This window comes from Lentibacillus sp. Marseille-P4043 (assembly GCF_900258515.1).
GTDB lineage: Bacteria > Bacillota > Bacilli > Bacillales > Amphibacillaceae > Lentibacillus_C.
The window spans coordinates 3,101,386-3,124,190 of the sequence record NZ_LT984884.1; the positions used below are offsets into that span (position 1 = coordinate 3,101,386).

Here is a 22,805-nt window from a genome sequence, read left to right on the forward strand (position 1 = left end):
CTATCATTTGTATAGTTGCCGTTTGTTTAATTTGAAACTAAAGGGAATTGCGCCATGCCTGTAATTCTTGATATTCTGCATCATTAATTGACTCATCCTCAATCAATAAATTCAGTATTTCATCATAATCCGTTATTGTTTGATAGGCTAGTCTTGCTTCAGAAAATTGTTCCCTTGATTTTGTCAGCCCATATGTGAAAATGGCGAATACTCCAAGCACATTAGCACCTGCTTGCTGTAGTGCCTTAGCTGCTTCAATTGATGATCCGCCTGTTGAAATCAAATCTTCAATAAGAATAACATGTTGTCCTTTATCCAACTGTCCCTCGATTTGATTTCCCTTGCCATGCCCTTTTGGTTTTGATCTAACGTAAACCATCGGCAAATTAAGCTTCTCGGAAATCCAGGCGGCATGTGGGATGCCAGCTGTCGCGCAACCTGCGATCACGTCAGGCTTTTTATCCAGTTTTTCAACCAAATCCACGAACGCTTCAGCTATTTTCTTGCGTATTTCTGGATATGACATTGTCAGCCGATTATCACAATAAATAGGTGACTTTATCCCGGAAGTCCATGTAAAATAATGATTCGTTTTAATTTGTACCGCTTTTATGTCTAATAAATCCCGTGCTATTTCACGATTTAAACCCATTTCCCCACTCCTTTTGAACTTTCTCATATGCTGATTTTGGATGTTTTGCATTAGTCACAGTACGGCCAATAACAAGAATATCCGCACCATTTTCACGAGCAAACATTGGTGTGGCAACCCGTTTTTGGTCATTTGTATCCGATTCCTGCAAACGGATTCCAGGAGTAACAGTTAAGAACGAAGGCCCACAAGTTGCTTTTATTTGCTTCGCTTCATGAACAGAACAGACAACGCCATCCGCTCCGTTTTGCTTGGCAAAATCAGCAAAATGAACAGCATTTTCGTTTACACTGCCAGATAACTTTAATTCGTGATTCATTATTGTGTCATTCATTGAAGTTAGCACAGTAACAGCAATCAATTTTGTTTCATGATTGGAACCGGAAAGCAATCCCTCTTTAGCCTGTTGAATCATTTCACTACCACCTAGTGCATGAACATTCACCATATCCACTTCTAGTTTTGCAAGATTTTTCATTGCTTTCCTGACCGTTGTTGGAATATCGTGCAATTTCAAATCTAGAAAAATAGCATGATTATCCTGTTTTAATTTTTCTATTACACTTGGACCTTCACGGTAAAACAATTCCATCCCAACTTTTACCGGTATAGCTTGTAATTCATGCTGGTCAATAAAGTTTTTTGTTTCAACCCATGTAGGAAAATCGAGTGATAAATACGTGTTGCCAATCATGCTCCATGCCCCTTTCCAATTGCACTCTCACAAGAATCAAATCCATATTTTTGCAATACATTTGGTAATTTCTTAATAATTTCCGGGCAAACAAACGGATTTTGAAAATTAGCTGTACCAACTGCCACTGCACTAGCACCTGCAAGTAAAAATTCCAGTACATCTTCAGCAGTTGCAATTCCACCCATGCCAATAATGGGTATTGAGACATGTTGCTTAACCTCATAAATCATCCGAATAGCAATTGGTTTTATTGCTGGTCCAGATAGTCCACCCGTTTTATTCGCCAGTAACGGTTTTTTACTACCTAAATGGATTTGCATTCCTGTTAGTGTATTGATCATTGATAGTCCATCTGCACCTGCTTGTTCGACTGCTTTTGCCATGGAAACGATATCAGATACATTTGGTGAAAGTTTCACATATACGGGAAGGTCACTTACTTCTTTAACTCTTTCTGTTACCATGGCCGCCATGCTTGGGTCTGTCCCAAACTGGATTCCTCCCTCTTTTACATTCGGGCAGGAAATATTTAATTCCAATGCATGGACTCCATTTGTCCTGTTAAATGCTTGAGCAACTTGCACATATTCTTCTAATGTACTTCCTGCAACATTAGCGATAATTGGAACATCATAGTTTGCAAGATTCGCTACCTCATGATCAATAATTTTCTCGACACCAGGATTTTGTAGGCCAATCGCATTTAACATTCCAGAAGCTGTTTCAGCCACACGTGGTGTATTATTCCCGTAGCGCACCTCACTAGTTGCTGCTTTCATGATGATGGCACCAAGGACGCTTAAATCGTAAAATTCACTATACTCCCGCCCAAAACCGAAACAACCAGATGCAGGCATGATTGGATTTCTGAGATTTAAACCAGGTAGATTCATTGTTAAATCAATCATAATACCACCTCATTTGCGGCAAATACAGGACCATCCTGACAGATTTTTTTATACCCACCTTCATTGTCAGTAGGAATAACACAGGCAAAACAAGCCCCGACACCACAGCCCATCCGCTCTTCTAGTGAAATGTACCCGGGCTGGTTAGACAGCTTTTTTGTTACTGCTTGTAACATCGGAATTGGACCACAGGAAAAATAACAATCATAATCCCCGATTTGATCCAAAACATTCGTTACAAACCCTTGATGTCCATAGCTGCCATTATTCGTAACCACGTAAGTTTTACCAATTTCCTGAAACCTTTCTTCATAAAATACAAGTTCTTTTGTTTGAAAACCTAGTACTGCTTTTACGTTGATTCCTTTGCTATGGAGTTCTTTCCCCAGGTTATATAGCGGAGGAACTCCAATTCCCCCACCAATTAACAAGGCTGTATCACCTGGAGATAAATTATTAATAAAACCATTCCCATTTGGTCCTAATACATTGATGCGCATTCCACACTTATAGGATGCCAACTGTTTTGTTCCATTACCAAGTTTTTTAAATAAAATGGTTACATTTCCTTTCGCTTGATCCATATCTGCAATTGAGATCGGTCTTCGTAATGTATGCCCTTCTACAAGCAAATGCAGAAATTGACCTGGCCTCGCTGTTTTCGCTACATAGGAATTTTTTAGCGTCATCTCAATCGTATCCAAAGCGATCTCACGTACCGAGTCCACAACCATCTCTATCTGTTGCTTCATGATAAGACAACTTTCTTGCCTGTCAATGGACTAGCACTAAAGGTAGTCGAATCAATCACATTCAAAATGGCATTTGCAGTATCTAAATTTGTTAAACAAGCAATACCATGTTCTACCGCTTCCCGGCGAATCCTAAATCCGTCAGATCGAGGCTTTTTGCCAGATGTTAAGGTGTTAACAACAAATTGCACATCGCCATTTTCAATAATCGATAATACATTTGGTTCATCTGAGCCCACTTTCCCCACCTCGATAACTGGAATGTTATGTTGTTTTACAAACGAAGCAGTTCCTGTTGTTGCATATAACTGAAAACCTAACTGGTAAAAACGGTTTGCGATTTCCAACACTTCTTGTTTATCCTTATCAGCCACCGTCAGTAACACTGCACCTTCTTGGGGTATTGATAAGCCAGAAGCTACTAAGCCTTTATAAAGGGCTTTTTCCAATGTTTTATCATGACCAATTGCTTCCCCGGTCGATTTCATTTCTGGTCCGAGAATGGTGTCAACACTACGTAATTTCTCAAAAGAAAATACTGGCACTTTCACCGAAACAGCATCTTGCTCTGGTAATATTCCTGATTCATATCCCATACTTGACAATGTCTCACCTAAAATGCATCGTGTTGCTAAGTTTGCCATTGTTACTCCAGTAATTTTACTCAAGAATGGGATCGTTCTACTTGCTCGTGGATTAACTTCTAATACATAAACCTCATCATTACGAATAATAAATTGAATATTGATTAACCCTTTTCCATTTAATTCACGGGCAATTTTGACGGTTGCATCCATGCACTTTTGTTTCACCGCTTCACTTATACGTTGCGGCGGATAAACTGCTATTGAATCGCCTGAATGGACCCCAGAACGTTCGATATGTTCCATGATCCCGGGAACAATAACCGTTTCACCATCACTAATGGCATCCACTTCCGCTTCGATACCTGTTATATATTTATCGATCAAAATCGGATGTTCGTTATCCGTATCATGTGATTTTGCTAAATATGCATGAAGTTCTTCGTCATCATACACAATTTCCATGCGACTGCCACCGATCACGTATGACGGCCGAACTAAAACCGGATAGCCGATATCCCGAGCAACTTCTAATGCCTGATTAAGTTTCAGAACCGATTTTCCTTTAGGACGTAATAAATGTAAATCATTTAACAACTGCTCAAATTTATCACGATCTTCCGCTTTGTCGATTGCTTCTAAATTTGTGCCTAAAATTGTTACACCACGTCGTTCTAATCCTTCAGCCAAATTAATTGCTGTCTGACCACCGAATTGAACGATAACCCCTTCAGGCTGTTCCAAATTAATCACATGCATCACATCTTCTAATGTAAGTGGTTCAAAATAAAGCTTGTCGGAAATGCTAAAGTCTGTTGACACGGTTTCTGGATTGTTATTCATGATAATCGCTTCATAGCCCATTTCCTTAATTGCCAATACCGAATGAACCGTTGCATAGTCAAACTCGATCCCTTGACCGATTCGAATTGGACCAGATCCAAGTACAAGAATTTTCTTACGACCTGATACAATGGATTCATTTTCTTCTTCATAAGTGCTATAGAAATATGGTGTTTCCGATGCAAATTCTGCTGCACATGTGTCAACCATCTTGTATACAGGGTTAATCTCATGTTGCATCCTCCGTTCATAAACTTCATCTACGGACGCGTCCCATAAACGGGCAACATGTGTATCGGAAAACCCTAGCTGTTTAGCCTCAGCCAAAATGGTTTGTGACAATGCATTGTTCCTCAATTTATTTTCCAGTTCAATTAATCTTTCCAATTTAATCAAGAAGAACCGGTCTATTTTCGTCAGTTGAAAAATTTCCTCTATTGTCATACCGCGGCGAATTACTTCAGCAAGGACAAACAATCGTTCATCGTCCGCTTTTTGCAACCTTTTTTTAAGTTCATCAAGCGGAAGCTCTACTAAACTTCTCAACCAAAGTTCTTCTGTGCCGATATCAAGGGAACGAATCCCCTTTAACAGTGACTCTTCAAAATTACGCCCGATCGACATAACTTCCCCTGTCGCTTTCATTTGTGTACCGAGATTACGGTCACCTGTTACAAACTTATCAAATGGAAACCGTGGTATTTTCGTAACCACATAATCAAGGGCAGGTTCAAAACATGCGTAGGTGTTACCAGTAATAGGATTTATAATTTCATCGAGCGTCAAACCTACTGCAATTTTCGCTGCCATTTTTGCAATCGGGTATCCCGTTGCTTTCGATGCTAATGCTGACGATCGGCTGACACGCGGATTTACTTCGATAATGTAGTAGTTAAAACTGTCAGGATCAAGTGCCAGCTGTACATTACAGCCTCCTTCAATTTGTAATTCCCGGATAATTTTTAACGAAGCATTTCGTAGCAATTGATATTCGCGATCACTTAACGTTTGTGATGGTGCAACAACGATTGAATCACCTGTATGAATTCCGACCGGATCAACGTTTTCCATGTTACATACAACAATTGCCTGATCATTTTTATCGCGCATCACTTCATATTCAATCTCTTTAAAGCCTGCGATATTTTTTTCAATTAAACATTGATGAACTGGTGAAAGTGCTAGTCCGTTTCGGGCAATTTCTTTTAACTCTGCTTCACTATAACACATTCCACCACCTGTACCTCCCAATGTGTAAGCAGGCCGGACAATAACAGGATAACCAATTTCCCCTGCAAAGTCACACGCTTGATCAACAGTATTAACAATTTGGCTATCTGGTACAGGCTCGTTCAATTCTTTCATTAATGACCGAAATTTCTCTCTATCCTCTGCTTTTTGAATCGCATCCAAGGAAGTACCTAGTAACGCAACATCGTATTCTGCTAAAATACCAGTTGCTTCTAATGCCACTGCTAGATTTAAGCCAGTTTGACCACCTAACGTTGGAAGCAATGCATCCGGTTGTTCTTTACGAATGATTTTAATTAAAAACTCTGTTGTAAGTGGCTCCATATATACCTTATCTGCTACAGTGTGATCTGTCATAATTGTAGCAGGATTCGAGTTGGCCAAAATTACATTGTAGCCTTCTTCTTTTAGGGCCTGACATGCCTGGGTTCCGGAATAATCAAATTCTGCTGCTTGACCGATGACGATAGGACCTGATCCGATTACAAGAATCTTTTGGATGTTCGTATTTTTAGGCATAAACTTCCTCCTCATTTTTAGCATTGATTTGCTCAATCATTTGCATAAAATCATCAAATAACTGATTTGTATCTTCGGGACCTGGAGAGCTTTCTGGATGATATTGCACGGAAAATGCCGGATAAACTGTATGTCTGATTCCTTCAATGCTATGATCATTCAAAGCAATTTGTGTTATCTGCAAATCCGTTTGGTTTATGGACTTATTTGTAACCGCATAACTATGATTTTGTGACGTCATATACGTTTTACCTTTTTCCAAATCCTTTACGGGGTGATTTGCACCACGATGACCAAACTTCATTTTTTCTGTGTCCGCTCCACATGCCAATGCAAGCAGCTGGTGACCTAAACATATTCCAAACAACGGAACCTTACCGATAATTTCTTTAATCATTTCAATCGCTTCTGGTACATCTTTTGGATCTCCAGGGCCATTTGTCAACATGATCCCATCCGGTTTTAAACGCAAAATATTTTCCGCACCATAGTTGTATGGCACAACAGTTACATGACAGTCGCGTTTTGTGAGCTCACGTAAAATACCATGCTTCATTCCAAAATCGACTAAAACGATTCTATGACCCCTGCCAGGCACTACATATGGTTTTATCGTAGATGTCTGTTGCACCAAATCGGTTTGTTCTGGTGTTTTTCTTAACCGTTCTATCACTTGTTCAACCGGTTCGTCCATGGAAGTAATGCACCCCTTCATCGTTCCATGTTGGCGAATAATTTTCGTTAATTTCCGTGTGTCAATACCAGCAATTCCCGGAATATCATTTGCTTTTAAAAAGGTATTTAAACTTTCATCACTGCGAAAATTAGATGGCTGTTCACAATATTCTTTTACGATAAACCCTTGGATAAATGGTGTTACAGTTTCAAAATCATCCCTGTTAATTCCATAATTCCCTACTAACGGGTATGTCATCAGAACGATTTGACCACAGTACGATGGATCAGAAATAACCTCCTGATACCCAGTCATTCCAGTATTGAACACGACTTCACCACTGGTATTCTCTTCACTACCAAAACCTTCACCGATAAAAACAGTTCCATCTTCAAGAATAAGTTGTCGTTGTAGCATGTGAATCCTCCTCATAAACGATTTTTCCTTCAGCAATTGTCATCACGGGCACACCAGTAACCTTCCAGTCATGAAAAGGTGTGTTTTTTCCTTTAGAAGCAAATCCGTGTTTATCAATCTTAGTTTCTTTTTCCATATCAACGAGTGTTAAATCTGCAACAGCGCCTACTTCCAATCGCCCATACGGCAATCCAAACACATCGGCCGGCTTACTAGTTAACCACTCAATCAGCTGTTGAAGGGAGCATTTATTTGTTTGAACAAGGTACGTATGCAATAAGGAGAAAGCTGTTTCCAAACCAACAATTCCGAATGGTGCTTTTAAAAATCCTGGTGCTTTTTCAGCTTCTGCATGTGGTGCATGATCGGTTGCGATAACATCAATTGTTCCGTCAAGTAAGCCTTCAAGTAACGCTTCCTGGTCGGCAATGGAACGTAGTGGCGGATTCATTTTGAAATTGGCATCATCTTCCGTAATGGCCGTTTCATTTAAGATTAGATGATGCGGGCTAACCTCAGCAGTTACGTGAATCCCAGCTTTTTTTGCATCACGAATAACGCGAACAGATTCCTTCGTACTAACATGGCAAACATGATAATGACAACCTGTAGCCTCCGCTAATAAAACATCACGGGCGATCTGTACGGATTCGCTCAATGATGGGATTCCGGGAAGCTGTAATCGATCACTTACCTCTCCATCATGTACGACACCTTGATAAACAATTGAATTATCTTCACAATGCGCCACAATTGGCATGTTGCACGTAGCAGCTTCTTTCATTGCCCGAAGCATGTAATCAGCTGTTTGAATTCCTACACCATCATCAGTAAAAGCGAAAACACCCGTATCGGCTAATGCACGAATTGCTGTTAATTTTTCTCCCTTTAATTCTTTCGTAATTGCAGCATAAGGCAGAACCCGAACAACCGCATCCTGATTGATTTTTTCTAATAGATCGTTGACTGTTTCCTTATTATCAGGAACAGGGTTGGTATTTGGCATAGCACAAACTGTTGTAAATCCACCTTTAGCCGCGGCCTGTGTCCCAGTTTTGATCGTCTCTTTATGTTCCCCACCTGGCTCGCGTAAATGAATATGAACATCGACAAAACCTGGGAACAACATGTTTCCTTGACAATCAATCGTTTGTGCTTTATTCGTTATAATGGATGAATCTATCTTGGCGATTTTTCCATCTTCTATTAATACATCACAGGTTTCAATATCGTTATTAGGCTGTAGTCTTTTCACGTTTTTTAAAAGAATCATTGATAAACCCCCATTCATTAAGTAATTTCGTCATGATTGCCATGCGAACATAAACACCATTTTCCATTTGTTTAAAAATCCTTGACCTGTCACACTCTACAAGGCTACTATCAATTTCTACACCACGATTAATAGGCGCGGGATGCATGATAATTGCATTTTCTTTCATTTGCCTTTCACGTTCTTCTGTTAGGCCAAAATGATCCAGGTAGCTGGAATCTTCATACGCTGCCCCATGACGCTCATGCTGGATTCGTAGCAGCATGACAACATCACAGGTTTTTACTGCCTCATCCATTGATAAATAAGGAAAATCCAATCCATCATCGGCAAAACCTGGAGCAACTGATAAATAAACGTTTGCACCTAGTTTCTCTAGTGCATATGCATTGGAATGAGCTACCCTGCTATGCTTGATATCACCGACAATTACTACATCTAAATTGTTAAAATAACCGAATTCCTGATAGATTGTTGTTAAATCAAGCATGCATTGGGTTGGATGCTCTCCTTTACCCGCACCAGCATTAATGATGGGAATCTGCAGACCTGATAGTAGGTCGTTATACCACGTGTCTTCCTCATGACGGATCACAAGCATGTTTGCTCCAATTGCTTCAAACGTTTTTGCCGTATCATTCAGTGTTTCACCTTTTAAAGTACTTGACGATTCACTATGAAAATCCAAAACTTCAAGGCCTAGCTTTTTTTGGGCTACGGTGAAACTCATTTTTGTTCGTGTACTTGGCTCAAAAAACAAATTTGCGGCAAATAGCTTTTGCCTAATCGGTAGTAACTCCTGATTGCGAAATTTTTCCGCTGTTTCCATGATCGAAAAAATTTCTTCCGTAGATAATTGGTTAACAGATATGAAGTGTCGCATAAGCTCCTCCTTCTTTTCATCAAGCTGTTTTTTAAAGATTGTTGATTTTACACAATAGATATAAACTGTGCACTAATTACCGTTACGGAAATACACTTCGCTTTCCGGGGGCTCGCGATGAGCCTCTTCGTGAGAAAACCACTCACTTTGGTGTCTCATCGTCTTCGCTTTCCCCCAGGAGTCTACGTATATTTCCTCCACTGGTGTTGTGATTTAAAAACTCTTTACATTCATCTATTGCTTGAGTGAATTTCTGTTTAAGGGTGAAAAAGCCTTGTGTAACGTTTAGAATCCATGGCTTTTCCCCTGTCGATAATCAGAGCACAACTACCAGCGGAGGCAGAATACGTAGACTCCTTGAAAATACAGATCAATTTTCTGCGTGCGATGTAACGCTGCCGAAGCATTCCTTGTCCTGCGGGAACAATGGTTTTCGGTGGGGCGAGTTAGCGCAGCCCCAGCACGAGTCTGAAGACCCCGCAGGAAGTGGTTTTCTTCCGAGGAGGCTGAAGCCGTGCCCGCGGAAAGCGAAGTATTCTGCCGGAGCGGAATTCAGGCATTGCATCATCATTGTTACGAAAGGAAATTTCACTGTGTCGCAGTTTATATCAACTAGGACATTAAAAAGCAACAAACATTACGAAAAGATCCTCATTAAAAAAACCTCTTTGCGAAAGGTCGCAAAGAGGTACACGTGTGTTAGATACACGTATTCTTTCACAACCTTGTAAATCTCTCTGGATTTAATTAAAGGTTATATTTTTTTACTTTTCATATATGGCTACTTGATCCGTTTCGTCTGTTTCGTCTAGCTGAACAACGATTATTTCTTTATCTGATGTTGGGATATTTTTTCCGACATAATCAGCGCGAATTGGCAGTTCTCGATGACCACGATCGATTAATACACCGAGTTGAATTTGTGATGGTCTACCTAAATCCATAACCGCATCCATTGCGGCGCGTACGGTTCGACCTGTAAAAAGAACATCATCGATTAAAATTACTTTTTTACCTGTCACATCGGTTTCGATATTCGTTTCTTTTAATTCCGGTTCATTGTTTTCTACCGTTTTTTCTAAATCATCACGATATAGAGTAATGTCTAATTCACCGATTGGTACCGTTATGCCTTCTATTTGTTTGATTTTGTTCTGCAATCGTTTTGCAGTGGGAACCCCCCTTGTCTTAACTCCAACCAAGACAAGATTTTCTCCACCTTTATTCTTTTCCACGATTTCATGGGCAATTCGTGTTAATGCCCGGTTAATTGCATCTTGATCAAGTACTTCAGTCTTCTTTTTCACCTTGTCACTCCTATTAAAAAATCCCTTTTCTCCATGAGGAAAAAGGGATTTGGATATACGTAACTCTATTACGCTTTGTATTCCGTTTCCTTTTTAGCCTCACGGGACTACTTGTTAAAGGATCATTATTTCATTGTGTATATTATTTCAAATTCGTTTCCATCTGTCAATACATTTTTTCAATTTGTGTTAACATATCCTGAAATACCTTTGGTGCGTCTACTTGAAAGTGCAGCCATTCATTTGTCCGTGGATGGGTAAACCCTAATACTTTTGCATGCAAGGCCTGTCCATCAATGTTTAATGTTTTCCTTGGACCATATTTAGGATCGCCAACAAGTGGATAGCCGATATATTTCATGTGGACACGAATTTGGTGTGTCCTGCCTGTTTCCAATTGACATTCAACATGGGTGAAACGTTCATACCGCTTCAACACTTTGAAATGTGTAACAGCAGGTTTTCCCTCCTCCACGATCCCCATTTTTTGCCTGTCCTTAGGATCTCTGCCAATTGGGGCGTCAATCAAGCCATTTTCATGTTCTATCACGCCGTGCACAATTGCCTCATATTTACGTTCCACATCTTTATCCTGAAGCTGTTCAGCCAATGAAGCATGTGCTAAATCATTTTTTGCAACAACTAATAACCCACTTGTATCTTTATCAATACGATGTACTATACCTGGACGCTCCACGCCATTAATCCCTGACAAATCACGACAATGATAAATTAGTGCATTTACCAGTGTCCCACTGGAATGGCCCGCAGATGGATGAACAACCATTCCTCTAGGTTTGTTCACAACGATAACATCATGATCTTCATAGACAATATCAAGCGGAATATCTTCTGGGTTAATCGATAACGGCTGTGCTTCTGGGATGGCCCACTTTACAATATCCCCTGGTTGACACTTAAAATTAGCCTTCACATTCTTATCATTGACAGTTACCATATCCTGATTTATCCACATTTGCACCTGTGAACGTGAGTTGTCCGGATTCATTTCAGCCAACAGTTTATCAATTCGGATTTTACTTTGATCTGCTTTTACTTCATATTGCTGCTTCGTCATTTTGCTGCATTTCCTTTCTTTTTCTCATCTATAAATGTCGCAATCAAGACTAGGATAACACCTACACATAAAGCTGAATCCGCAACATTGAAGATAGGGAAATCGTAGTTAAAAATAATAAAATCAAGAAAATCGACAACTTCTTGACGGAAAACCCGGTCAATAAAGTTCCCAATTGCTCCACCTAAAATCAGGCTAAGTGAAAATGCCAACAGCTTACTTTCGCGTCCATACTTTTGCATGTAGAAAACTACACCAATGATAACGACAGCTGTGATGACATAAAAAAAGATCATTTGATCCTGTAATATTCCCCATGCTGCACCTTTATTACGATGCGATGTAAAATAGAAAAAGTCTTTTATAATCGTAATTTGTTCGTACAAATCCATGTTTTTTACAACAATCCATTTTGTTAACTGATCAATGCCAATAATAATCAACGCTATTAGATAATACCAATACATGTGCTGTCCTCCGATTCCTTAACAAACTTCTCTTTTAACATAGTATCATAAAAAGTCCCCCTCTGCCTTGTATGAGGGGGACTTTCAGCCAATAAATATTTTATGCAGTTGTGTAATGTTCCTTCACAATATCCGCACAACGGGTACACAATTCTGGATGATCTGGGTCATCGCCAACTGTTTCTGAAGCAACCCAGCAGCGTTCACACTTTTCGCCAGGATGTTTTTCTACTTTGACATGGACGTAGCGATATTCACTCGCACCTTCCACGTTTTCAGCAACATCAGCTTCCGACACGATCAGTAGCTGATGCAAATACGGAATTTGTTCCAGCACTGCCTTTGTTTGTGCATCCTTAGCAACAATCGTTATTTTTGCCTCGAGCGATTTCCCGATTACTTTTTCATTTCGTGCTTCTTCCAATGCCTTTAATACATCATCACGAACCTTCATGAAGTGATCCCATTTTTCCAGTGCGTCCTTATTTTCAAAAACAGTCTTTGGTTCAGGAATGTCAGTTAATTGTACATATTCTGCTTCCGTACCTGGAATGTATTCCCACACTTCCTCTGCCGTATGTGGAATAATTGGCGTTAACAACTGTACAAGACTCGTTAAAATATCATAATACACGGTTTGGATACTTCGACGACGGTGGTTATCTGCTGCTTCAATATATAAAATGTCTTTGGCAAAATCTAGATAGAATGAGCTTAAATCCACCGCACAGAAATTATGAATTTGATGATAAATCGGTGAAAACTCATAATTATCGTAGCTTTCTTTGACGCTTGTGATTACATTTTGTAATCGATGCAGCATATAGCGATCGACTTCTTCTAAATCTGCATCTTGAACACGATTTTTAGCCGGATCAAAATCAGCAATATTGGCAAGCATAAATCGGAATGTGTTACGGATTTTACGATATGTCTCAGATACCTGTTTCAAAATATCATCCGAGATTCGCACATCTGCCTGATAATCAACCGATGATACCCATAATCGTAAAATATCAGCACCGAGCTGTTTTAACACTTTGGATGGCTGAATAACATTTCCTAATGACTTACTCATTTTCCTTCCGTCACCATCAAGTGTAAATCCATGGCTAATAATATTTTCATATGGAGCCTTGCCAGTTACCGCAACAGCAGTTGACAAAGATGAGTTGAACCAGCCACGATATTGGTCACTTCCTTCTAAATACACATCTGCCGGACGTCTGTGATCGTCACGTCCAACTAGCACAGCCTCATGTGATGATCCAGAATCGAACCATACATCCATAATATCTACTTCTTTAGAGAATTTGCCATTAGGGCTATGTTCGGAAGTAAACCCTTCAGGTAGCAGTTCTTTAGCATCCCACTCAAACCAGATATTTGATCCATGCTCAGCAAATAATGTAGATACATGTTCAATGGTTTCATCGGTAATGATTGGTTGGTTATCTTCGCCGTAAAATACTGGAATTGGGACTCCCCAAGTACGTTGTCTTGAAATACACCAATCTTCACGATCACGAACCATATTATAAAGGCGTGTTTCACCCCAATTTGGATACCAATTAATTCGTTTGATTTCGTCTAGAATATCTTGACGAAAATCTTTAATCGATGCAAACCACTGTGATGTTGCCCGGAAAATTGTTGGTTTTTTCGTCCGCCAATCATGTGGATAGGAGTGGGTAATAAATTTTAATTTTAGTAAAGCTCCAACCTCTTCCAACTTTTCTGTAATAGCTTTGTTTGCTGTGTCATAAAACATGCCTTCATATCCTGGAGCTTCATCTGTGAATACACCTTTTTCATCGACAGGACATAATGCCTCAATTCCATATTCTCTAGATACATAAAAGTCATCTTCCCCGTGTCCTGGTGCTGTATGGACACAACCGGTACCAGCATCTGTTGTTACATGTTCACCTAACATAATTAGGGAATCACGATCATAAAACGGATGCTTTGTTACAATTCGATCTGCTTCTTTCCCTTTGAATGTTTTTACGACTTCCGGATTTTCCCAGTCTAATTCTTCGGCTACGGCTGATAACAATTCTTCAGCAACGACAAATTTTTCATCGTTCACCTGTACAACAACATAATCAAACTCAGGATGCAAGTTGATTCCCAAATTAGCTGGAATTGTCCATGGTGTTGTCGTCCAGATTACAAATTTTTCTCCGCCGTCTAGCAATCCTTTCCCATCTGTTACGTCAAATGCAACATAGATAGATGGCGAGCGTTTATCATGATACTCAATTTCTGCTTCAGCCAATGCTGACTCAGAAGAAGGGGACCAATAAACAGGTTTTAACCCTTTGTAGATGTATCCTTTTTTAGCCATTTCGCCAAACACTCGGATTTGTGCAGCCTCATAATCTTTCGTAAGCGTCAAATATGGATTATCCCAATCACCACGTACACCAAGTTCTATAAATTGTTCGCGTTGGTTATCCACTTGTTTCATAGCGTATTCTGCGCATTTTTGTCTGAATTCAGCAATAGTTAACTTTTTACGATCAACCTTTTTCTTTTTCGTCAATGCAGTTTCAATTGGTAATCCATGTGTATCCCAGCCTGGTACATATGGTGCATGATAACCTGCCATTGATTTATAACGGGTGATAAAGTCTTTTAAAATTTTATTTAACGCATGACCGATGTGTAAATCACCATTTGCATATGGAGGGCCGTCATGAAGGATAAATAATGGTCTTCCTTCCGTTCTTTGCTGGCCTTTTTGATACAAATCGGCTTCTTCCCACTCTTTTCGTCTTACAGGTTCTTTATTTGGCAAATTCCCACGCATCGGAAATTTTGTCTTTGGCATGAGTAAGGTTTCTTTGTAGTCCATCATTGATTTCCTCCTAAAATTTTTTCTATAACTTGATATTTCAATATTGTTAGGGTACTTCCCATAGAGGTGGAATAAAAAAAGCCCTCAACATCCCCCAAAAAGGGACGAGAAGACTCGCGGTACCACCCTAATAAACTTAAATACACATTTAAATTCACTCAAGATTCGTAACGTGAATGAACCGTCCATACCTACTAGATAATCGTTCGAATGGATACTCCAGAGTGATCTTCTAAAAGTATTCTGACCAGGCTTCCACCAAATTCCTAGTTCGCTAAACAGATACCATACTTTTATACTGTCTCTGTCATCGTTTTTTCCTTTAATTAATCCATGTGAGAAAATTATATGCATAAATCCGACAGACGTCAAGGTTTATGACTTATTTTCTGCTAATTCCAGATCATCGGCCATTTCTGTATCTAACAGCTCGTCCCAATCATCGGTACCAATCATGTCTAATTGTGCTTCTATCAGCATTTTCAGCCGAGTTCGGAATACCTTTGCCTGCTTTTTCAATTCTTCAACGTCCATGGATATACGTCGCGATTTGTCTAATGCCTCGTTGATGATTCGATCGGCATTTTTTTCTGCCTCTTTGATAATTAATTTTGATTCCTTTGTCGCGTTTCCTTTTACTTCCTCCGCAGTCTCTTGTGCAACTAAAATTGATTTATTCAACGTTGTCTCAATATTCGTGAAGTGTCCCAGTTTTTCGTTCAACTGTTCCACTTTTTCTTGTAAGTCTTTTTTCTCACGGATTGTCATTTCATAGTCTTTAATCACTTGATCTAAAAATTCGTTAACTTCATCTTCATCATATCCGCGCCAGCTTCTGGTAAATTCTTTATTATGAATATCTAATGGTGATAATGGCACAAAGGCCACCTCCTTACGAAATATCGTATCGATAAGAAAAGCGCAACAATTTGCGATTACTCGACCCATCGAAACTTTTATATACTTTTTAAAAATAATTGTCCTTTGTTCGTTATAATTCGACATAACTTGAAAAATTCCTGCACGCTTTTTAAATTATTTTAGGATCGCCGTTGTTATTTTCCATTTGTCCTTTTTGGTACGACCATTAATTGCAACTATTTTACTTCTTCCTTTACCACGAACAGAGATTAGATCCCCAGCTTGTACACCAAATGCTTGTTCTTCGACTAGTTTATAATTTACTTTAACAAGACCTTTAGAAATATATTGGGTAGCATCTTTCCTGGATATGGTATATATTTCTTTGACTACGGCATCCAATCGAAGCGATGAAACAGTATTATCAGTTTCCCGCCATTGTACATCATCTTCTAATAAGGCAGACAACGGCTTCTCCGTTAATTTAATGGTTGCCTTCTTGATTGCTGTCAAATTTGTTAAAACATATGGAGCAATATCACTCGCCATCATGATTTGTAACACACCATTTGCGACATAGATATCGCCCAGTTTTTTTCGTTTTATTCCTAACGAAAGAAACGCACCCATAACATCAGGGTGAGATAACGTAATAAATTTCTTCTGATACGATGCTTGCATTAAGGTAAGCTTGAAATCTTCCTCTTCTATAACATCATAACAAGGAGCGATGATCATCCGCTTCCTCTCCGTATGTAATCCCCCGCCGTGTTTATGTAGTCTTACATCATCATGGTTCGTACCAACTACCATTTCCACAATTTGTTGTTCTCGCGGATCAAGGAAATCGGTCAATTTTGGCTGAAACGTTTTTTCAACCTGCTCTTTCCACGTTAAAATTTGATCAATAAATGGTTGTTCATCTTTACGAAAATGCTGATAAATATCCATATTCCCCACCTTAAGTACATGTTCAAAAATCGACAAATTAGAAACAAGAAGATCAAGGCGGCGTAGTCTTGAGAACCGGAGTGTAGTCAAATGCTACATGAGGACCGACTTGTACAGGACGTGCTGACTTCTGCGTTGCCCACAGGACGTGGGCGGGTTTAGTAGAAGTTCCTTTACACCAACGAAGATATTCGCCGTTTATCATTTGATGACTTTTTGAACATCCTTTTAGAAGAAGATTATTTTAAATAGCTCAAATAATCCCATCCTTGCTAAATACAAAACAAAAATTGCCACGATTGGTGATAAATCAATCATACCTAGAGGTGGAATGATTTTGCGAAATTGTTCTAAATATGGTTCGGTGATTTTTGCCAAAAACGTACCAAACGCTGATTCACGCGCACCGGGAAACCATGACATAAAAATGTAAACAATCAATGCATAACTGTATATAACGATTGCCGTATCTAAAATATTAAATAACTGGATCATATCATCCTACCATCCTTTTTCAAATTCATCTTCTCCTGCAAATATCTCAGAAATGGTTCCTGACACATCAACATTATCTGGTGTACATAAGAATGTTTCCGCACCGAGCTTTTGAATATCGCCATCTATAGCATACACTGTCCCGCTAAGAAAATCGACAATTCGTTTGGCTTGCATATGGTCGATTCTTTGTAAATTAATAACAACAGCACGCTTGTTAACGATATTGTCAGCAATTTCCTGTACTTCATTGTATGATCTTGGTTCACAAAGCACAACTTTGGACGATGGCTGCTGCATACTTTTTAGATTCACAACATTGTTTTTTCGATGCTGCGTTGGTGTAGTCTCAGGCAACTCGATCTCCTCCTGCTCTTCCTCTATATATTCATATTCATCATCCATTGTGAAAAATGTCTTGATTTTATTTTTAATACTCATCATTACCACCTCAATTAGTTTGTCCCCACCAATTTAGAACCGATTCTAATGTGTGTGGCTCCTTCTTCAATCGCTATTTGATAATCATTACTCATTCCCATTGATAAATAGTGGCAAGGTGCTTGTGGGAGATTTTCTTGTTGGATAGCACTTCTCAACGTTGCTAATTGTCTAAACGTATCCCGCAGTAATTTCTCATCATTAACATGTGGCGCCATGGTCATTAAACCGACCACACGAATATTTTCATACGTTTGAACGTCATTTAAAAAAGTGATAACAGTGTCGGGTGACAACCCATGCTTGGACTTTTCACCACTAACGTTTACTTGGACAAAACAATCAATTGGCACTGTTGTCCGCTTATTTATTTCCTTTGCAAGTGACAAACGATCTAGTGAATGGATAACATCTACTTTATCGATAATGTCTTTAACTTTCCTTGACTGAAGGGTACCAATAAAATGCCACTTCGCCTGATCTTGAAAGTGTTCATGCTTTTCCAAAAAGCCTTCTAGACGATTTTCGCCAAGATCATTAATTCCTGCATTGATTGTCTCTTCTGTTCGTTCTATTGTAACATATTTCGTGACACCGATTATGGTAATTTCTTCCGGATTACGATTGCTGTTTGCACATGCTTGTCTAATGTTCGAGCGAATTTCTTGCAGATTTGCTGATACAGTCATTGTTTCTCATACTCCTCCTAGCGTCATCACGTAGAATAGCCAATATAACCTAACATTCTACCAGTTTCCCCATTATCTCTTCTATGTGAAAAAAATAACGATTCATCGCGAAACGTACAATAATTGGTTACATCTATATTATGACGAATAACACCACATTGTAAAAGGATTTCTACATTTAATTGCTTTAAATCTAATAAATAGTGTCCATTTTCTTGGTTAATCGTTACTTTTTCGCAGATTTTTTCTGGTATATGGCGGGTTACATGCTCATCAACTTCATAAACCTGTTGTGAAATGCATGGACCAATCGCAACGAGTAGATTGGCAATATCAACACCAGTGGCTTGTAGTTTGTCTACCATTTTTCCCGCAATTCGCTGAACAGAACCTTTCCAACCAGCATGGGCTATACCAATATAATTTGTTACAGGATCAAAAAAAAATAACGGAACACAATCAGCAAAAAAAGCAGTACATAACATCCCGGCTTCATTTGTAATCATGCCATCAATTTTTTGCAATGAATCTTGATATGATATTGCACCCTTTCCCAAATCGTGTTGATTTATTTCTACTACCTCTGTTGAATGGATTTGTTCACCCGCCACCCAATTGTCAAGTGGGATTTCCAGTTTTTGTGCTAATCGCTGCCGGTTCTTTATAACAATATTTTTATCGTCATCAACATGTAATCCCAGATTAAATGATTTATATGGATCTTGGCTAAGTCCACCTTGCCTCGTTGTGAAACCTGCTCGTAGTCTCGTATTTAAATTTTGCCACTTTTCTATATGTAATAATGAATTGGTAGTATGAATAAATGATTCTGTCATGTTTGTTTCCCTCCTTAAAAACCACTTGCTTGTACCATTCTATCATAATTTTCATTCTATGAAATGTCGATCTGGGTATAATGACGGTGTTTGCACATTTTTCACTAGGATAACATCAGAGCCAATTGTTTCAATTTGATCCCAATGGATAATCATCTCATCTGTTTTACTAAAAAAACCACCCTGCTTATCCTTTACATTTAAAATCAGTGAAATAATCCTGCCTGTTTCTGCATCAATTTCCAGATCTGAAAAATGCCCCAATCTTGTTCCATCATCGATCACAATAATTTCTTTTATTTGTAATTCAGATAACTTCATCATATGCTTCACCCACCTTACTAAACTATATGCGAAGAAGGGATAGTTTCATGTAACATTTTATTATAGAGATTGTTCAAAAAGCCGCCAAATAATAAGCGGCAAATCTCTTCGTTGGCTTATTTTTCCGCTCCTCATGTACCTATGCTACGCCGTCTCGACCTTCGACGCACAGGACGTGACGTATTTAGTCGACCTTGCTTCTAATTTGGCAACTTTTTGAACACGTACTTATATGCAGGAAGGTCTAAGTTTTTAAAAAAACAAGCCGCATCACTTTATTGTGATACGGCTTATTGTTGAGTTATTCAAACATCTGTTTATTCATTTGGTGGATTGCCGCCTTCTCTAAGCGGGATACTTGTGCTTGAGAAATACCAATTTCATCGGCAACCTCCATTTGTGTTTTTCCTTGAAAGAATCGTTTATTTAAGATCATTTTTTCTCTTGCATTTAATTCATACATTCCCTCTTTCAGGCTAAGTTTATCAACCCATGTTTCATCTTTATCCTTATCATCGCTTAATTGATCCATAACAAAGATTGGGTCTCCTCCATCATTATAAATAGGTTCAAATAACGATACAGGATCTTGAATAGCATCCATGGCGAAAACAATATCAGAGTGTGGAACCCCCATCTCCTCAGCGATTTCCATCGGTGTCGGCTCTTTTGATGTTTTATTAATCAATTTTTCCCGAACTTGCAATGCTTTATAGGCAATGTCTCGCAATGATCGTGAAACGCGAATTGGATTGTTGTCGCGCAAATACCGTCTGATTTCACCAATGATCATTGGTACTGCATAAGTGGAAAATTTAACATTATGTCCTAGGTCAAAATTGTCGATGGATTTCATTAGCCCAATACAACCCACCTGAAATAAATCATCAACATATTCTCCGCGATTATTAAATCGTTGGATAACACTTAAGACAAGTCGTAAATTTCCGTTCACGAGCTCTTCTCGTGCAGATAGGTTTCCTTCTTGCATTTGAATAAATAATTTCTTCATTTCCTCATTCTTTAAAACCGGTAATTTTGATGTATCAACACCGCATATCTCTACTTTATGTCTTATCATCTGTTCTACCCTCCCAGTTGGAGATGCTGTTCATGGACAGTATCTCCCCCTAGAGGGTTTTTTATGCAATGCAAACAGTGCTAAAAAAAGTAAAAAATTGGCTGATTCCTGCTAGAAATAGGGCTAAACCATCTTATTAAATTCTTTTTTTAAACGCCTAATTATTTTCTTCTCTAGACGCGAAATATAGGATTGTGAAATGCCAAGCATATCCGCTACGTCCTTCTGTGTTTTTTCTTCTTCACCAATTAATCCAAAGCGAAGTTCCATTATTTGTTTTTCTCGAGCATTTAATTGTGATAGCGCATTTTTTAACAGATGCTTATCGACATTTGTTTCTAAGTTCCTTGTAATGATATCATCATCTGTTCCGAGTACATCAGATAATAGCAATTCATTCCCATCCCAATCAATGTTTAATGGTTCATCAAACGAGATTTCCGATTTCAATTTGTTATTTCTTCTTAGATACATAAGTATTTCATTTTCAATACAGCGAGATGCATACGTAGCTAGTTTGATCTTCTTTTCCGGATTAAATGTATTAACCGCTTTAATTAGTCCAATTGTTCCAATACTGATCAAATCTTCAATGTTAATTCCTGTATTTTCAAATTTTCTAGCAATATAAACAACTAATCGCAAGTTTCGTTCAATTAATATAGAACGAGCCGCTTTATCACCTTTTGGTAAGAGTTCCAATAGTTCTTGTTCCTCAGACTTGGATAATGGTGGCGGCAGCGCTTCACTTCCACCAATATAATAGATTTCATCTGATTTAAATCCTAATTTCATTAACGTTTTGTACCACCATAATCGAATCCGTAATTTCCATTTCCGCAAAATTTATCTCTCCTTTTTATATGCTCATAAAAAACTTCATTCATTGGGTGTTTACTACCTTTAAGAGCGGATAAATCATAAACCAAAAAAAGCTAAACACTATCCTTTTGCTTAAACTATGCTGAATGAACAGCAGCTAATTTTATAATTTGTGGGTGTAATAAACAATGGTATCGTTGATCATGCGTTAATTCGGCAAATTGAATGCCAATTAGAATTTTATTTGTCATAATTTTTTTCTCATCGTAGTATACAATCAATTGATCTGGCTTCATTGCCAACATGAATAGACGTTTACCATCGACTCCCTGAAATGGGACTAATTGAATTTTCTTTTTCCACCGCTCCGGAATTTTGTCAAAATCCAACTCTTCTTGTGCGTCTTTTAGCAGCAGCCATTCGTCCTTTGAAAACCAATGCATTAAAAATTGTTCATCACAAATGATGACAGGTTTTTTGGTTAATGGGTCTACCAATTGATTCCCACTATCAATATATCCGGTAGTTGAATTGCTTCGATTATTAACCTGAATTGTAACAGGATACAATTGGTCATAACGGATTTTCTCTATGGCGTGCTTGTCCATACGAGCTTTCGTAAACCACCAAATTACCGGGAACCCTATCATAATAAACAGCCAACTTACAGGGTCACCAAATCCTTTATTAAAGGTGAGTATTCCATTGGACGAAAACCCAATTGGATTTTGAAACAAAAAGTGTACCGCTATCAAACCACCTCCAATAGAGAATGTCGTAAAGTAAAATAAAAAAAGCATTTTCAACAATCGATAGAACGAGGAATACCCGAATGAACATAAAATAATTACGACAGAGTAAACAATTTTGCCGGCTGTAGTCGTTATGATAGATTCCGGATAAATTAATGAAATTGGCACAATCATGGATGCAACAAACGCGCCAAAAAATATCCTGATTTTTCTTGTGCTATCTTTGGCTAACATTTGGGTAAGCATTAAGAGCATCATATCTAACAGGAAATTCAACAGCCAGACAGCATCAAGATAAATAGTCACTCTACTCTTCCTTTCCCGCATCAAAAAGTATCAAGGTGGATTTAAAATAGCGTTTTTTAAAAGACTGTTGCTATTTA

At 38.6% G+C, this 22,805-nt stretch carries 22 protein-coding genes and 1 other annotated feature; all 22 genes read right to left on the bottom strand.

The window, feature by feature from the left end; genetic code table 11:
- Window positions 1–37: 37 nt before the first annotated feature.
- The 22 genes from pyrE to spoIIGA all read right to left on the bottom strand — a co-directional run bounded on the left by pyrE (window position 38) and on the right by spoIIGA (window position 22,728).
- A complete protein-coding gene (gene pyrE, locus C8270_RS15395; protein ID WP_106497681.1) occupies window positions 38–652 on the bottom strand; it encodes an orotate phosphoribosyltransferase in 615 nt (204 codons plus the stop codon).
- Window positions 636–1,346: an orotidine-5'-phosphate decarboxylase gene (pyrF, locus tag C8270_RS15400; RefSeq protein WP_106497682.1), complete on the bottom strand. Its 711-nt coding sequence runs from the start codon at window positions 1,344–1,346 to the stop codon at window positions 636–638. Before pyrF ends, pyrE begins: the two co-directional genes overlap by 17 nt.
- A complete protein-coding gene (locus tag C8270_RS15405) occupies window positions 1,343–2,257 on the bottom strand; it encodes a dihydroorotate dehydrogenase (RefSeq protein ID WP_442785809.1) in 915 nt (304 codons plus the stop codon). The genes pyrF and C8270_RS15405 overlap by 4 nt, the downstream gene beginning before the upstream one ends.
- Window positions 2,254–3,009, bottom strand: coding sequence for a dihydroorotate dehydrogenase electron transfer subunit (locus tag C8270_RS15410; RefSeq protein WP_106497683.1), 756 nt, complete (start codon window positions 3,007–3,009; stop codon window positions 2,254–2,256). The genes C8270_RS15405 and C8270_RS15410 overlap by 4 nt, the downstream gene beginning before the upstream one ends.
- Window positions 3,006–6,206 (bottom strand): carbamoyl-phosphate synthase large subunit, encoded by a 3,201-nt coding sequence (gene carB / locus C8270_RS15415; protein ID WP_106497684.1) that lies wholly within the window; start codon window positions 6,204–6,206, stop codon window positions 3,006–3,008. Before carB ends, C8270_RS15410 begins: the two co-directional genes overlap by 4 nt.
- Window positions 6,199–7,299, bottom strand: a complete 1,101-nt coding sequence (locus tag C8270_RS15420) for a carbamoyl phosphate synthase small subunit (protein ID WP_106497685.1) — start codon at window positions 7,297–7,299, stop codon at window positions 6,199–6,201. Before C8270_RS15420 ends, carB begins: the two co-directional genes overlap by 8 nt.
- Window positions 7,274–8,572, bottom strand: a complete 1,299-nt coding sequence (locus C8270_RS15425; RefSeq protein WP_106497686.1) for a dihydroorotase — start codon at window positions 8,570–8,572, stop codon at window positions 7,274–7,276. Before C8270_RS15425 ends, C8270_RS15420 begins: the two co-directional genes overlap by 26 nt.
- Window positions 8,535–9,455, bottom strand: coding sequence for an aspartate carbamoyltransferase catalytic subunit (locus tag C8270_RS15430; protein ID WP_106497687.1), 921 nt, complete (start codon window positions 9,453–9,455; stop codon window positions 8,535–8,537). Before C8270_RS15430 ends, C8270_RS15425 begins: the two co-directional genes overlap by 38 nt.
- 764 nt (window positions 9,456–10,219) lie before the next feature.
- The gene (pyrR, locus tag C8270_RS15435; protein ID WP_106497688.1) at window positions 10,220–10,762 is read right to left on the bottom strand and encodes a bifunctional pyr operon transcriptional regulator/uracil phosphoribosyltransferase PyrR; all 543 of its coding nucleotides are present in this window, start codon (window positions 10,760–10,762) and stop codon (window positions 10,220–10,222) included.
- 166 nt (window positions 10,763–10,928) lie between these two features.
- Window positions 10,929–11,840 (bottom strand): RluA family pseudouridine synthase, encoded by a 912-nt coding sequence (locus C8270_RS15440; RefSeq protein WP_106497689.1) that lies wholly within the window; start codon window positions 11,838–11,840, stop codon window positions 10,929–10,931.
- Entirely contained in the window at window positions 11,837–12,307 is a 471-nt protein-coding gene (lspA, locus tag C8270_RS15445) for a signal peptidase II (RefSeq protein ID WP_106497690.1), read from the bottom strand. The genes C8270_RS15440 and lspA overlap by 4 nt, the downstream gene beginning before the upstream one ends.
- Before the next feature lie 100 nt (window positions 12,308–12,407).
- Window positions 12,408–15,167 (bottom strand): isoleucine--tRNA ligase, encoded by a 2,760-nt coding sequence (gene ileS / locus C8270_RS15450; protein WP_106498564.1) that lies wholly within the window; start codon window positions 15,165–15,167, stop codon window positions 12,408–12,410.
- Between the two features lie 100 nt (window positions 15,168–15,267).
- Window positions 15,268–15,490: a binding site (T-box leader), on the bottom strand.
- Between the two features lie 55 nt (window positions 15,491–15,545).
- Window positions 15,546–16,049 (bottom strand): DivIVA domain-containing protein, encoded by a 504-nt coding sequence (locus C8270_RS15455; protein ID WP_106497691.1) that lies wholly within the window; start codon window positions 16,047–16,049, stop codon window positions 15,546–15,548.
- Between the two features lie 156 nt (window positions 16,050–16,205).
- Entirely contained in the window at window positions 16,206–16,982 is a 777-nt protein-coding gene (locus tag C8270_RS15460) for a YlmH family RNA-binding protein (RefSeq protein WP_106497692.1), read from the bottom strand.
- A 228-nt stretch (window positions 16,983–17,210) separates the two neighbouring features.
- The gene (locus tag C8270_RS15465; protein WP_106497693.1) at window positions 17,211–17,477 is read right to left on the bottom strand and encodes a YggT family protein; all 267 of its coding nucleotides are present in this window, start codon (window positions 17,475–17,477) and stop codon (window positions 17,211–17,213) included.
- Window positions 17,478–17,483: 6 nt separating this feature from the next.
- The gene (locus C8270_RS15470) at window positions 17,484–17,918 is read right to left on the bottom strand and encodes a cell division protein SepF (RefSeq protein ID WP_106497694.1); all 435 of its coding nucleotides are present in this window, start codon (window positions 17,916–17,918) and stop codon (window positions 17,484–17,486) included.
- Between the two features lie 14 nt (window positions 17,919–17,932).
- The gene (locus tag C8270_RS15475) at window positions 17,933–18,607 is read right to left on the bottom strand and encodes a YggS family pyridoxal phosphate-dependent enzyme (RefSeq protein ID WP_106497695.1); all 675 of its coding nucleotides are present in this window, start codon (window positions 18,605–18,607) and stop codon (window positions 17,933–17,935) included.
- A 26-nt stretch (window positions 18,608–18,633) separates the two neighbouring features.
- Window positions 18,634–19,443 carry a peptidoglycan editing factor PgeF gene (gene pgeF / locus C8270_RS15480; RefSeq protein WP_106497696.1) on the bottom strand — a complete coding sequence of 270 codons (810 nt, stop codon included), beginning with the start codon at window positions 19,441–19,443 and terminating at the stop codon, window positions 18,634–18,636.
- 51 nt (window positions 19,444–19,494) lie between these two features.
- Window positions 19,495–19,767 (bottom strand): YlmC/YmxH family sporulation protein, encoded by a 273-nt coding sequence (locus C8270_RS15485; RefSeq protein WP_106497697.1) that lies wholly within the window; start codon window positions 19,765–19,767, stop codon window positions 19,495–19,497.
- A 301-nt stretch (window positions 19,768–20,068) separates the two neighbouring features.
- Entirely contained in the window at window positions 20,069–20,848 is a 780-nt protein-coding gene (sigG, locus tag C8270_RS15490; protein ID WP_106497698.1) for an RNA polymerase sporulation sigma factor SigG, read from the bottom strand.
- A gap of 123 nt (window positions 20,849–20,971) precedes the next feature.
- On the bottom strand, window positions 20,972–21,691 hold the full coding sequence (sigE, locus tag C8270_RS15495) for an RNA polymerase sporulation sigma factor SigE (protein WP_106497699.1): 720 nt from the start codon (window positions 21,689–21,691) through the stop codon (window positions 20,972–20,974).
- 116 nt (window positions 21,692–21,807) lie between these two features.
- The gene (gene spoIIGA / locus C8270_RS15500) at window positions 21,808–22,728 is read right to left on the bottom strand and encodes a sigma-E processing peptidase SpoIIGA (RefSeq protein WP_106497700.1); all 921 of its coding nucleotides are present in this window, start codon (window positions 22,726–22,728) and stop codon (window positions 21,808–21,810) included.
- Between the last annotated feature and the right edge of the window lie 77 nt (window positions 22,729–22,805).

Excerpts from the sequence above, each read along its gene's own strand:
- pyrE (WP_106497681.1), bottom strand. The coding sequence starts at position 652 with ATGGGTTTAAATCGTGAAATAGCACGGGATTTATTAGACATAAAAGCG.
- pyrF (WP_106497682.1), bottom strand. The coding sequence starts at position 1,346 with ATGATTGGCAACACGTATTTATCACTCGATTTTCCTACATGGGTTGAA.
- C8270_RS15405 (WP_442785809.1), bottom strand. The coding sequence starts at position 2,257 with ATGATTGATTTAACAATGAATCTACCTGGTTTAAATCTCAGAAATCCA.
- C8270_RS15410 (WP_106497683.1), bottom strand. The coding sequence starts at position 3,009 with ATGAAGCAACAGATAGAGATGGTTGTGGACTCGGTACGTGAGATCGCT.
- carB (WP_106497684.1), bottom strand. The coding sequence starts at position 6,206 with ATGCCTAAAAATACGAACATCCAAAAGATTCTTGTAATCGGATCAGGT.
- C8270_RS15420 (WP_106497685.1), bottom strand. The coding sequence starts at position 7,299 with ATGCTACAACGACAACTTATTCTTGAAGATGGAACTGTTTTTATCGGT.
- C8270_RS15425 (WP_106497686.1), bottom strand. The coding sequence starts at position 8,572 with ATGATTCTTTTAAAAAACGTGAAAAGACTACAGCCTAATAACGATATT.
- C8270_RS15430 (WP_106497687.1), bottom strand. The coding sequence starts at position 9,455 with ATGCGACACTTCATATCTGTTAACCAATTATCTACGGAAGAAATTTTT.
- C8270_RS15440 (WP_106497689.1), bottom strand. The coding sequence starts at position 11,840 with ATGACGAAGCAGCAATATGAAGTAAAAGCAGATCAAAGTAAAATCCGA.
- lspA (WP_106497690.1), bottom strand. The coding sequence starts at position 12,307 with ATGTATTGGTATTATCTAATAGCGTTGATTATTATTGGCATTGATCAG.
- ileS (WP_106498564.1), bottom strand. The coding sequence starts at position 15,167 with ATGGACTACAAAGAAACCTTACTCATGCCAAAGACAAAATTTCCGATG.
- C8270_RS15460 (WP_106497692.1), bottom strand. The coding sequence starts at position 16,982 with ATGGATATTTATCAGCATTTTCGTAAAGATGAACAACCATTTATTGAT.
- C8270_RS15465 (WP_106497693.1), bottom strand. The coding sequence starts at position 17,477 with ATGATCCAGTTATTTAATATTTTAGATACGGCAATCGTTATATACAGT.
- C8270_RS15470 (WP_106497694.1), bottom strand. The coding sequence starts at position 17,918 with ATGAGTATTAAAAATAAAATCAAGACATTTTTCACAATGGATGATGAA.
- C8270_RS15475 (WP_106497695.1), bottom strand. The coding sequence starts at position 18,607 with ATGACTGTATCAGCAAATCTGCAAGAAATTCGCTCGAACATTAGACAA.
- pgeF (WP_106497696.1), bottom strand. The coding sequence starts at position 19,443 with ATGACAGAATCATTTATTCATACTACCAATTCATTATTACATATAGAA.
- C8270_RS15485 (WP_106497697.1), bottom strand. The coding sequence starts at position 19,767 with ATGATGAAGTTATCTGAATTACAAATAAAAGAAATTATTGTGATCGAT.
- sigG (WP_106497698.1), bottom strand. The coding sequence starts at position 20,848 with ATGATAAGACATAAAGTAGAGATATGCGGTGTTGATACATCAAAATTA.